11 protein-coding genes and 1 pseudogene are annotated in these 10,715 nt (G+C 71.5%); 11 read left to right on the top strand and 1 reads right to left on the bottom strand.

Annotated features, from left to right (window positions below; all coding sequences use genetic code 11):
- Positions 1-3: 3 nt before the first annotated feature.
- The 6 genes from AVL62_RS00200 (at position 4) to AVL62_RS00225 (ending at position 6,211) form a co-directional block, all read left to right on the top strand.
- Positions 4-285 (top strand): metal-sensitive transcriptional regulator, encoded by a 282-nt coding sequence (locus tag AVL62_RS00200; RefSeq protein ID WP_058889678.1) that lies wholly within the window; start codon positions 4-6, stop codon positions 283-285.
- 115 nt (positions 286-400) lie between these two features.
- Positions 401-2,323, top strand: a complete 1,923-nt coding sequence (nhaA, locus tag AVL62_RS00205) for a Na+/H+ antiporter NhaA (RefSeq protein ID WP_058889679.1) — start codon at positions 401-403, stop codon at positions 2,321-2,323.
- Positions 2,324-2,354: 31 nt separating this feature from the next.
- On the top strand, positions 2,355-3,272 hold the full coding sequence (locus AVL62_RS00210) for a cation diffusion facilitator family transporter (protein WP_058889680.1): 918 nt from the start codon (positions 2,355-2,357) through the stop codon (positions 3,270-3,272).
- Between the two features lie 159 nt (positions 3,273-3,431).
- A complete protein-coding gene (locus tag AVL62_RS00215; RefSeq protein ID WP_058889681.1) occupies positions 3,432-4,136 on the top strand; it encodes a hypothetical protein in 705 nt (234 codons plus the stop codon).
- Positions 4,112-4,819 carry a phenylacetate--CoA ligase family protein gene (locus AVL62_RS00220; protein WP_153011580.1) on the top strand — a complete coding sequence of 236 codons (708 nt, stop codon included), beginning with the start codon at positions 4,112-4,114 and terminating at the stop codon, positions 4,817-4,819. The genes AVL62_RS00215 and AVL62_RS00220 overlap by 25 nt, the downstream gene beginning before the upstream one ends.
- Before the next feature lie 399 nt (positions 4,820-5,218).
- On the top strand, positions 5,219-6,211 hold the full coding sequence (locus tag AVL62_RS00225; protein WP_058889683.1) for a cytochrome D1 domain-containing protein: 993 nt from the start codon (positions 5,219-5,221) through the stop codon (positions 6,209-6,211).
- A 91-nt stretch (positions 6,212-6,302) separates the two neighbouring features.
- Here the strand turns inward: AVL62_RS00225 and AVL62_RS00230 are convergent, their stop codons facing one another.
- Positions 6,303-6,704 carry a hypothetical protein gene (locus AVL62_RS00230; protein ID WP_058889684.1) on the bottom strand — a complete coding sequence of 134 codons (402 nt, stop codon included), beginning with the start codon at positions 6,702-6,704 and terminating at the stop codon, positions 6,303-6,305.
- A gap of 165 nt (positions 6,705-6,869) precedes the next feature.
- Between AVL62_RS00230 and AVL62_RS00235 the strand changes: the two genes are divergently transcribed.
- The 5 genes and pseudogenes from AVL62_RS00235 to AVL62_RS00260 form a co-directional block, all read left to right on the top strand.
- Positions 6,870-7,136 carry a thioredoxin family protein gene (locus AVL62_RS00235; RefSeq protein ID WP_083518548.1) on the top strand — a complete coding sequence of 89 codons (267 nt, stop codon included), beginning with the start codon at positions 6,870-6,872 and terminating at the stop codon, positions 7,134-7,136.
- Between the two features lies 1 nt (position 7,137).
- Positions 7,138-8,127, top strand: a complete 990-nt coding sequence (locus AVL62_RS00240; RefSeq protein WP_058889686.1) for a cytochrome c biogenesis CcdA family protein — start codon at positions 7,138-7,140, stop codon at positions 8,125-8,127.
- Between the two features lie 10 nt (positions 8,128-8,137).
- On the top strand, positions 8,138-8,755 hold the full coding sequence (locus AVL62_RS00245; RefSeq protein WP_058889687.1) for a peroxiredoxin family protein: 618 nt from the start codon (positions 8,138-8,140) through the stop codon (positions 8,753-8,755).
- A 315-nt stretch (positions 8,756-9,070) separates the two neighbouring features.
- Positions 9,071-9,688: a class I SAM-dependent methyltransferase gene (locus AVL62_RS00250; protein WP_058889688.1), complete on the top strand. Its 618-nt coding sequence runs from the start codon at positions 9,071-9,073 to the stop codon at positions 9,686-9,688.
- Positions 9,689-9,738: 50 nt separating this feature from the next.
- A pseudogene (locus AVL62_RS00260) lies at positions 9,739-10,715 on the top strand (IS3 family transposase); the annotation flags it as partial.

Here is a 10,715-nt window from a genome sequence, read left to right on the forward strand (position 1 = left end):
ACAATGACCACCGGCGCCCGCAGCAGCCCCGTCGCGCTCCAGGTGCGCCTGCACCGGATCGAGGGACAGGTCCGCGGCATCAGCGGCATGGTTGCTGACGAAAAGGACTGCATCGACATCCTCACCCAGGTCGCCGCGACGACCCGGGCCCTGCAGGCCGTCGCCCTGCTCCTGCTCGACGAGCACCTGCACCAGTGCCTGCGGCAGTCCGACCCCACCGGGCGGCCCCAGGAGGACCGGGTGGAGCAGGCCTCACGGGCGATCGCCAGGCTCGTGCGCAGCTGAGCAGGCCCGCACCGCCCGGGCTGCGCCTCCGTCCACCGGTGGAGCAGCCCGGGACGTGCCGCACCGGCGGCGCAGGCCCGCGGCCGAAGCGCGATCAGCAGAGGAGAACCCCAGCATGCACGACGCCCACCTGGACACCGCGGACCACCGCCGGGAACGCAGCGCCGGTGCCCTCCGGCGGTTCGTCGTGACAGAGAACTCCGGCGCGGTCGTCCTGCTGCTCGCCACGGTCGCCGCCCTGGTCTGGGCGAACTCACCGTGGCGGGCCGGGTACGAGGCGCTGTGGGCAGCCGAGGCGGGCCTGCACGTCGGACCGGTGAACCTGGTCCACACCCTGCGGGACTGGGTCAACGAGGGCCTGATGGCCATCTTCTTCTTCGTCGCCGGGCTGGAGATCCGGCGCGAGTTCGACGTCGGTGACCTGCGTGAGCGCCGGCGACTGGCGGCGCCGGTGATCGCTGCCCTCGGCGGGATGATCGTGCCCGCGCTGATCTTCGTGGCCCTGAACGCCGGCACCGACTCGGTGCGCGGCTGGGGCATCGTCGTGGGCACCGACACGGCGTTCGCGCTCGGCGTGCTCTCACTGTCACGCGGTGTCTCCGCCCGGGCACGCACGTTCCTGCTGACCCTCGTGGTGATCGACGACGTGATCGCCCTGAGCGTCATCGCCGTCGTGTACACCGAGAGGCTGTCGCTGGCGTGGCTGGCCGGGGCGGTCGCGGCCTTCGCGGCGATCCTGCTCCTGCGCGCCGCCGACGTCCGGGCGCTGCCCTGGTACGCCGGCCTCGCCGTCCTCATGTGGGTGGCGGTGTCCGCGTCGGGGCTGCACGCCACCGTCGCAGGCGTTGCGGCCGGTCTGCTGGCGACGGCGACGTCGCCAGGACGGGAGGAGCTGCGACGGGCCGGGCTCTGGTGGCGACGCTTCCGCATGACGCCCACGCCGCAGATGGCGCACCGCGCCAGCCGCTCCATGGCCCAGGCCGTCTCTCCGAACGACCGGCTGCAACGGATGTTCCATCCCTGGTCCAGCTACGTCATCGTCCCCCTGTTCGCCCTGGCCAACGCCGGCCTGAGCGTGGACACCGCCACGCTCTCGCGCGCGGCGACCTCACCGATCACCCTGGGGATCCTCCTGGGTCTGGTGGTCGGCAAGGCGGCGGGCGTGCTCGGGTCCACCTGGTTGGCAGCCCGCCCGGCCTTCGGCGGCCTGCCGCTGACCGTGCCCTGGTCCTCCCTGGCCGGTATCGGCATGGTCGCCGGCATCGGCTTCACCGTCTCCCTGCTCATCGCCGACATCAGCTTCGACGGGTCCGAGCTGGAGGAGGCCAAGATCGGCATCCTGACCGGGTCCACCCTCGCCGCACTCCTGGGCTGGCTGATCTTCCGGCTCCTGCCCCGGATGCCGGCGCGGGTCCGCACCGCCGGGGCCGGACGGGTGGCAGCTCCCCTTCTCGACCTGGCGGTGCCGCCCGACCCGGCCACCGACCACCGCACCGGCCCCCAGGACGCCGGTGCCGTCATCCTCTGGTACGGCGACTACCAGTGCGCCCACAGCGCGCACGCCCAGGCCGTGGTCGAGCAAGTCCGCCGCGAGCTCCCCGACAGCGTCGACGTCGTCTTCCGGCACCTGCCGCTGGCCGACATCCACCCGCACGCCCAGGTGGCCGCAGAGGCCGCAGAGGCCGCGGCAGTGCAGGGCCGGTTCTGGGCCATGCACGCCGAGCTGTACCGGCAGCACACCGACCTGACCCGCAGCCGCATCCACCAGATCGCCGCCAGCCTGGACCTTGACCTGGAGGCCTTCACCACCGCGCTGGACGCCGGCCTGCACGCATCGCGCGTCGCCCGGGACGTGGCCTCCGCCGACGCCTCCGACGCCGTGGGAACGCCCACGGTCTTCGTCAACGGCAGGCGCTACCGCGGACCCATGGAGCCCGGACCGCTAGCGCAGACGGTCACCGAAGCACTGCTGCTGGTCGCGCCGGCGCGCGGCACGAGCCGCAGCCCGTCGGCGGGCGACCGGACGGCTGAAGCATGACCGAGCACCACCACCATCACGGAGGAGCGACATGAACCAGACCGGCCACGGCACCCACATCCCTGGCGGAGGTGACCGACAAGCACTGGTGATCTCCGGTTGGCTCACCGGCATCTACTTCGTCATCGAGCTGGCCGTCGGGCTGTGGTCCGGCTCGGTGGCCGTGATCTCCGATGCGTTCCACACCTTCTCGGCCGTCGGCGGGGTGCTCATCGCCCTCGTCGCGCAGCGGCTGAGCCGACGTCCCGCGACCGCGCAGGAGACCTTCGGCTGGGGCCGGGCAGAGATCCTCGGCGCCCTCTTCAACGGCGTGTTCCTGGCCCTGATGGCGGCATACGTGTTCTGGATGGGCGCGATGCGCCTGGCAGACCCGATCGAGCTGCCCACCACCGTGATGCTGTGGGTCGCCGCAGGCGGGCTCCTCACCGAGGTGATCGCCTTCCGGCTCCTCTACCAGCGGCAGAAGACTAACCTCAACATCAAGGGCGCCTTCTGGCACATCCTGCAGACCTTCGTCGGCAGCCTCATCATCATCGTCTCGGCCCTGGTCATCCGCCTCACCGGCTTCCTGGCCATCGACCCGCTTCTCGGCATGGCCTTCGGCGTGGTGCTGCTCTGGGCGTCCTGGACCATCCTGCGCTCAGCGCTGCGCATCCTGCTGCAAGGCACCCCGGACAGCCTGGACCTCGACGCGGTGATCACCGCCCTGAGCCAGGTGCCAGGCGTTCGCGACGTCCACCACGTGCACGCCTGGACCATCACCTCCGGGCGCACCGTCTTCTCGGCGCACCTGCACGTCCCTGAGGCCGAACGCGATGGTGACGCGGTGCTCGAGCAGTCCGCGCGTGTCCTGCGGGACCGGTTCGACGTGTACTTCTCCACCCTGCAGGTCGAGCGGTCCTGCGCCGCCGAGGACGCAGCCGATCTCGACATCACACCTCCGTCCTGACCAGATTTGCGGGGCGACATCAGATCGGCACCGAACCGTCACCTGGGTGATGTGGACGAGGGTTCACGCTGGGGTGATGGCGGTGGCGACCGACCGTCCGTGTGGCTTCTCGGCGGTAGGCCCCGCGCGACCATCCGCCGCGCTGGCGAGGAGGTGCAGATGGACACCAGGTTGCTGCTGAAGGTGCTGGGTCGGCGGCGCGAGCTCGCAGCGCGCGACGGGTGGAGCCCATCTCAGGTGCGCACGTACCAGGCCCGGCGACTGGCGGCGTTGCGTGATCACAGTCAGCTGAGATCTCGGTTCTACCGCGAGTTCCACCGCGGCCTGACGCGGGCGCCGCTGGCTGAGCTGCCGATCCTGACCAAGGCGGTCCTCATGGACCGGTTCGACGACCTCATCACCCGGGGCGACCTGCGGCTGGCTGATGCACGGGCGCACCTGGCCGCCGAGGCCGGCGCGCAGCGGCTCATGGGTCGGTACTACGTCGCAGCCACGGCCGGCACCACGGGCGAGCCGGGCATCTTCGTCTGGGACGTCGAGGAGTGGGCGGAGGTCCTGGCCTCCTACAGTCGCGCCTACGGCTGGGCCGGGGCGTCGGTGCGGCTGACCGGACGCACCAGGATGGCGGTGGTCAGCTCGACGGTGCCCTCGCACCAGTCCGCGCTGGTCGGGGCGAGCGTCGACAGCCGGTTCGTCCCGACACTGCGGATCGACTCCGGGGATCCGCTCGAGGACGTCGTCCGGCGGCTCAACCACTTCCGGCCCGACGTTCTGGTGGGTTACGCCAGCATGCTGGGGCTGCTGGCGGGGGAGGGCGCCTGCACGTGCAGCCGGGGGCCGTGCTCAGCGCGTCGGAGGTGCTGACCGCCGAGGCACGCCGTGACGTGGAGCACGCCTGGAACCGTCGTCCGTTCAACGTGTACGCGGCCACCGAGACCGCAGGCATCGCCGCCGAGTGCGGCCAGCACGCCGGCCTGCACCTCTTCGAGGACCTGGTCATCACCGAGGTCGTCGACGACGAGGGCCGACCGTTCACCCCCGGGGAGTACGGGAGCAGGCTGCTGGTCACCGTCCTGGGCTCGCGCACCCTGCCCCTCATCAGGTACGGGCTCAGCGACTCGGTGCGGATGCTCCCCGCCCCACCGTGCCCGTGCGGCCGGCCCTTCCTGCGCATCGGCGGCGTCCAGGGCAGGGCCGAGGAGGCGCTGCGCCTCCCCGCGGCCCGCGGCGGTGACATCCTCGTCCAGCCCAACGTCGTCCACCGGGCGATGGAGCTGCTGCCCCTCACCGGCTGGCAGGTCGTCCTGGACGACTCCGGGATCACCGTCTACGTCGCAGGTTTGGCCGAGCTTGCCGACACGGGCCAGGTCGCCCGGCGCCTGGCTGACGCGCTCGCCCTGGCGGGCGCTGTCGCACCTCCGGTCCGGGCGGTGCGGGTGCCGGCCGTCTCTCGGACCGCCCTCGGCAAGGCACCGTTGATCCGGTCCGTGCGCGGGGGCGGCGAGCACCCTGGGCGGGGACGGGACAAGGCTGCGGACACCGACTAACGGAATTCCATCCAATCACCACCGGAACGCCCGGTCGTCACCGCCCGGAGGACTCACAGTTGTGGCGGTACGGGCCCCCACCAGGTTGGCCCACGCAACAGGAGGTTCCTCATGGCGCAAGAGCGACCCGGCAGGACCGGTTCACCTCGAGACGGAGAGGACGGTCGTCCGCGGCGGCGGGCGACCGGCTGGGTGGTAGCCGGTGGACTGGCCATCGCCGTCGGAGGCACGGCGGCGGCGGTCGCGCTCGGAGGGGACGGTGGGGCCGCGGGCACCGTGCCAGCGGTCCCCGCGGCCGCCCCGGAGTCCGCCGCCGCAACCGTGGCTCCGTCAGCCGAAGCACCATCCACCGCGGCACCGCCCACCACGGCGCCGTCGACCGCGGCGGGGCATGAGGGGATGGTGACCGGTGCGGTGTGGGTGGCCAACGAGGAGGACGCCAGCCTGAGCGTCATCGACGCGGCAACGAACACGGTCGTCACCACGGTCCGCGGGGTGGAGGGGCCGCACAACGTGCAGGTCTCACCCGACAGCGCCAGCGTGTGGGCGGTGAGCGGTCACGACTCGCTCGCCGTCGCGCTCGACGCGCGGTCGCTGGACCTGACACGCACGGTGACCACCGGCGGGGCACCCGCCCACGTCGTGGTCAGCCCGGACGAGCGCACGGCATACACCAGCGACGGCGCCGACGGCACCGTGACCGTGATCGACACTGCGTCCGGCGAGGTGCAGGCCACGATCCCGGTGGGTGCCGGGCCGCACGGGCTGCGCCCCAGCCCCGACGGCCGCTGGCTGGTCGTGGCCAACGTGGCGGGCAGCACGCTGAGCGTGGTCGACACCAGCACCCGCACCACGGTGGCAGACATCGAGGTCGGCACGGCCCCGGCACAGGTCGCCTTCTCCCCTGACGGGCGGTTCGTGTACGCCTCGGTCAGCGCCCAGGACGAGGTGGTCAAGGTCGACATGGCCAGCCGCGAGGTCGTCGGCCGGGTCACGGTCGGGGACGGGCCGATCCAGACCTACGTCAGCCCCGACGACCGCTACCTGCTGGCCGCCAACCAGGGCACCGAGGCGGCACCTGGAACGAGCCTGTCGGTCATCGACACCCGGACGTTCACGGTGACGGGGACCGTGGAGACCGGTCGGGGTGCCCACGGGGTCGTGGTCGACCCCTCCGGCCGCCACGCCTACGTCACCAACCTCTACGCCGACGACGTCGCCGTCGTCGACCTGGACGAGCTGGAGGTCGTCGCGCGCGTCCCGGTCGGGGACACGTCCAACGGCATCAGCTTCTCCAGCACGCCCGTACCGGCCCAGGCGCCGGTGACCCTGGACGTGCCGAAGGGCGCTGCCGGAGACAGCGGGGCAACGGACGGCCACGGCGGCCACTAGGCCCGGGTCCGGCCGGAGCCCGGCCGGCCCAGGCCGGCCGGGCTGAACCGACCGGCTCATCACAAGAGTGGTGGAGGGACCGGGCGGGGGGTCAGTGATGCCCGTCGTGCTCGGCGGGAGTCGTGACCGAGGGCGACGGGGTGGTAGGCGTCGGGGCGGGGGCGTCGGCCGCGCCGATGCGTGGACCGATCACGAACGCGGACAGGGCGAACAGGGCGGTGAAGGCGACGACTCCCAAGGCCGGTGCCCACCCGGTGCCGAACCGCGAGCGGAGTCGGCGCAGCAGGGGGATGCTCAGCAGGAGGCCCACGACGTAGAGGACGCCGTTGCCCAGCGCACCGGTCAGCAGCGCGGTCCCGGCGATCAGGCCGACGTGGTGCAGGACGTGGGGCACCAGCCCCAGGGCCGCCCCGAAGCCGGCGCGGACCGTCGCCCACCAGGTACGGGGCCCTCGACGCGGCGGGGCGGACAGCTCGAGCGCAGATGTGGCCATAGCCACCACTGTGCAGGCCCCGCCCGGTCTCCCGACGGCAGTTCTGTGGAGATCCGATGGCGAGGCCCGCAGCGGTGACAGCAAACCTCCCGGAAACCGCCAGGCCAGTCGCAGGGCGCGCCTGTGAGGGTGGTCCCGTCATCCCGGTGCAGGAGAGGAACCCCCGTGACCACAGTGCCGCGACCAGTGCAGGTCGCCGTCGTCGAGAACCCCGGCTGCCACTTCTGCGACGACGCGCAGGCCGTGCTCGCCGGGCTCGTCTCAGAGGGCCACACGATCGAGGTCACCTCGCTCGACGCACGTGCCGCCGACGGGCAGGCGCTGATGCGCGAGCACCGGGCCGCGATGACTCCGCTGGTGCTGGTCGACGGGTCCTTCTTCAGCCAGGGCCGGCTGCCGCGCCGCAAGCTCCTGCGCCTGCTCGGGGCCTGAGATGGGCGAGCTGCTCACCACCGGTTCCGTCCTGGCGGCCTTCCTCGCCGGCGGGGTGGCGCTCTTCGCCCCCTGCTGCATCGTCTTCCTCGCCCCCAGCTACCTCGCCGCCGCCGTGAAGAACCGGCGGTGGCGGCTGCTGCCGCTGACCTTCCTCTTCGCGGCCGGGCTCGCGCTCGTGCTGGTGCCCATCACGCTGGGCATCAGCCTGGTGGCCTCCGCGGTGGCGAACTACCACACGCCCCTGTACTACGCCGGCGGCGCGCTGATGCTGGCCCTGGCCGCGCTCAGCGTCTCCGGCCGCATGCTCACCCTGCCCGCCTCCCTGCGCGCGCCCGACACCAGGGGCGGTGACGGTCTGAGCTTCTTCAGCCTCGGCGTGTTCTCCGGCATCGCCAGCGCCTGCTGCGCGCCCGTGCTGGCCGGCGTCATGACCCTGTCCGCGCTCTCCGGGTCCGCGGTCGGCGGCCTCACCCTGGGTCTGGCGTACACGTTCGGCATGGTCTTCCCCCTGTTCCTCATCGCCCTGGGCTGGGACCGCTTCCGGCTCGGCGAGCGCAAGCTGTTGCAGGCACGGGCGGTCCGGCTGCGGCTGGGTACCCGCGTCGTGCACACCAACTCGATCAACCTGGTGGTGGCCGCCGGGTTCGCGGCGATGGGCGTCTTCGTGATCTACCTCGCCGGCACCGGCACCATGACCAGCGGCCCGGGCATCCAGGTCGCCGCGGGCCGTGGCCTCGCCGGCGTCTTCACCCGGGTCGAGCAGTGGGTCTCCCCGGTGCCCGAGCCGGTGCTCGGCCTCGCCGTGCTCGCCCTGGCCGCCGTTTTCGTCGTCGCCACCCTCCGCGACCGCCGCCGACCGGGAGCTGACGCCCTCACGGGCGTGGGCACGGACGCCGCGGACCTGGCCGCGCCGGGCCCTGCCGGCGAGGCCTGCCACGGCGCCGCATCGCATACCCCACGCGTCCCCGCAGACGACGCACGCACCTGAAGGAGCCGACGTGTCCACCAGATCAGCCCGTGAGTCCCGACTGGCCCGCATCGCCGCTGAGACGCGGTCCGAGGAGCGCCGTCGCCGAGCCCGTCGGTACGGCCTCGTCGGCACCGCGCTGGCGCTCGTCGCCGCGGTCGTCACCGCCATGCTGCTGACCTCGCGCCCGGCGTCCACCGAACTCGCCGACGCCGCGCCGGACTTCACCCTCAGCGACACCGCAGGCGGCACCGTCAGCCTGGACCAGTTCCGCGGCCGCAACGTGGTCCTGTACTTCAACGAGGGAGCCGGCTGCCAGTCCTGCCTCGTGCAGATGGCCGAGATCGAGAAGAACGCGGCCCTGTTCGAGGGCCTCGACATCACGTTCCTGCCCATCGTGATGAACACCCGCGAGCAGATCACCACCGACATGCAGCTCAACGGGGTCCGCACCCCGTTCCTCCTGGACGACGGACGCGTCTCCCAGGCCTACGGCACCCTGGGCAAGGGCATGCACGCCGGGCTGCCCGGCCACAGCTTCGTCCTCATCGACCGCGAAGGGCAGCGGCGCTGGTACGGGGAGTACCCCTCCATGTGGCTGCCACCGGCCGACCTGCTCGCCCAGCTTCAGAAGTCCCTGTCGGCCTGAAGGTACGGGCGAGCACACTCGGGGAACGGTCAGTTCCGGTCATCTCTGAGGCGCCTCGCGTAGCTCGGGCCGGGCACGTCGAGGTGAGGAACCGAGTCGTCTGGACCCGCCGACGCGCCACCGAACGTGGAACTGGTCCGCGCCTATGCCGATGTTCGGTTCTCTGGAACCGCTCCTGTAATACACCTGGGCTGGTACGACCGGCATATCCCAGGGACAGGGCGCCGGTCTGACCGCGCGGGGACCTACGACCGCCACGACACCGCGCAGGTCGCGCACGACCGCTCGCGTTACGCTCCCACCGAGGGAGGACACATGCCGCGCATGTCCGCGATCGAAGCAGCCTTCTGCCGAGCGGCACCCTGGACGGTGATCTCGCAGCGGGTCCTCTTGCCGTGGGCGCTGGACGGTCACGTGATCTACGGCGAAGTCTTGGAGGTCGGCGCGGGGAGCGGGGCGATGGCCGAGGCCGCTGCCCGCAGATTTCCCGAGACCAGCATCACAGTGACGGACGTCGACGCGGCCATGGTCGCCGTTGCGCGCGCCCGGCTTGTCCCAGTACCGAACCTGCGCGTACAGGCCGCAGACATGACCTCGCTGCCGTTCGCCACCGACCGATTCGACGCAGTCATGTCGAACCTGATGCTCCACCATGTCATCTGCTGGCGCGACGGTGCAGCCGAAGCCCTGCGGGTCCTCAAGCCCGGCGGGGTGCTCCTGGGGTACGACCTGACCAACACGCTCCTCGCACGGTTCGTGCACCATGCTGACCGATCGCCCCACCGTATGGTCTCCGTCGAGGAGCTGGTCGAGGGGCTGGCCGCTGCCGGCTTCACCGGCGTGAACGTCCGGGAGGCCGCTCGAGATCACCTGATGCGGTTCCGCGCCTACAAGCCTACAAGCCGGTCCGGACACGTACGGGGGTCGATGTGAAGCGCCCCAGGTTTGATGCCGCTCCTGTTTGAGTCCAGGAGGATGAGCACATGCCGAAGAAGATCGATCCCGAGCTGCGGGCTCGGGCCGTCAGGTTGGTGCTGGAGCACCAGCAGGAGTACCCCTCGACGACCGAGGCGATGATCGCTGTGTCCAAGCAGCTGGGTGTCTCGCGTGAGTCGGTGCGCCGCTGGGTCGCTCAGGCCGACATCGACGCCGGGCGTCGCGAGGGGATGAGCACCCAGGAGCACGAGGAGATCAAGCGGCTCAAGACCGAGAACCGTCGGTTGCGCGAGGACGTGGCCGTGCTCAAGGCCGCGACAACTTTCTTCGTGGGGGAACTCGACCCCCGCAACCGTTGATCATGGGCTTCATCGACACCATGAGAGCCGAGGGCCACGCGGTCGAGTCGGTCTGCCGGGTGCTGCGCGAGCAGGGCTGCCAGATCGCCGCGCGGACCTACCGGTCGTGGAAGCACAGCGGCCGGGTCGTGGCCGCACGGACCATCAGCGACGCCCTGGTCGTGGACGCGGTGCGCGATATCGCCTGGGTCACCGACCATCACGGCCGGCGCAAGTTGACCCCGGAGGGGTTGTACGGGCGCCGGAAGATGACTGCCTACGTGCGCCGCACCGTGCTGCCCGATGCCTCGGGCGGGGCCGTGGACCGGGCGATGTCCACCTTGGGACTATCCGGGGTGCGTCGCGACAAGGGGGTGCGGACCACGATCCCGGCCAAGGACGGCATCCGAGCCGGTGACCTGCTGAACAGGGACTTCACCGCCTCGGCGCCCAACCTCGTCTGGGTGACCGACTTCACCTACGCCCGGACCTGGGCCGGGTTCGTCTACGTCGCGTTCATCGTGGACGTGTTCTCCCAGCGGATCGTGGCCTGGCACGCCTCGGGCAGCAAGGCCACCGACCTGGTCATGGTTCCGCTGCGGATGGCCCTATGGCAGCGCGACCGCGACGGTCACCCGACCGTGCCCGGCGAGCTGATCCATCACTCTGATGCCGGGTCGCAGGGC

It is taken from the genome of Serinicoccus chungangensis (genome assembly GCF_001483745.1).
Lineage (GTDB): Bacteria > Actinomycetota > Actinomycetes > Actinomycetales > Dermatophilaceae > Ornithinicoccus > Ornithinicoccus chungangensis_A.

Coding starts and splice junctions, on each gene's coding strand:
- AVL62_RS00225 (WP_058889683.1), top strand. CDS start 5,219: ATGGTGACCGGTGCGGTGTGGGTGGCCAACGAGGAGGACGCCAGCCTG.
- AVL62_RS00230 (WP_058889684.1), bottom strand. CDS start 6,704: ATGGCCACATCTGCGCTCGAGCTGTCCGCCCCGCCGCGTCGAGGGCCC.
- AVL62_RS00240 (WP_058889686.1), top strand. CDS start 7,138: ATGGGCGAGCTGCTCACCACCGGTTCCGTCCTGGCGGCCTTCCTCGCC.
- AVL62_RS00215 (WP_058889681.1), top strand. CDS start 3,432: ATGGACACCAGGTTGCTGCTGAAGGTGCTGGGTCGGCGGCGCGAGCTC.
- AVL62_RS00250 (WP_058889688.1), top strand. CDS start 9,071: ATGCCGCGCATGTCCGCGATCGAAGCAGCCTTCTGCCGAGCGGCACCC.
- AVL62_RS00210 (WP_058889680.1), top strand. CDS start 2,355: ATGAACCAGACCGGCCACGGCACCCACATCCCTGGCGGAGGTGACCGA.
- nhaA (WP_058889679.1), top strand. CDS start 401: ATGCACGACGCCCACCTGGACACCGCGGACCACCGCCGGGAACGCAGC.
- AVL62_RS00200 (WP_058889678.1), top strand. CDS start 4: ATGACCACCGGCGCCCGCAGCAGCCCCGTCGCGCTCCAGGTGCGCCTG.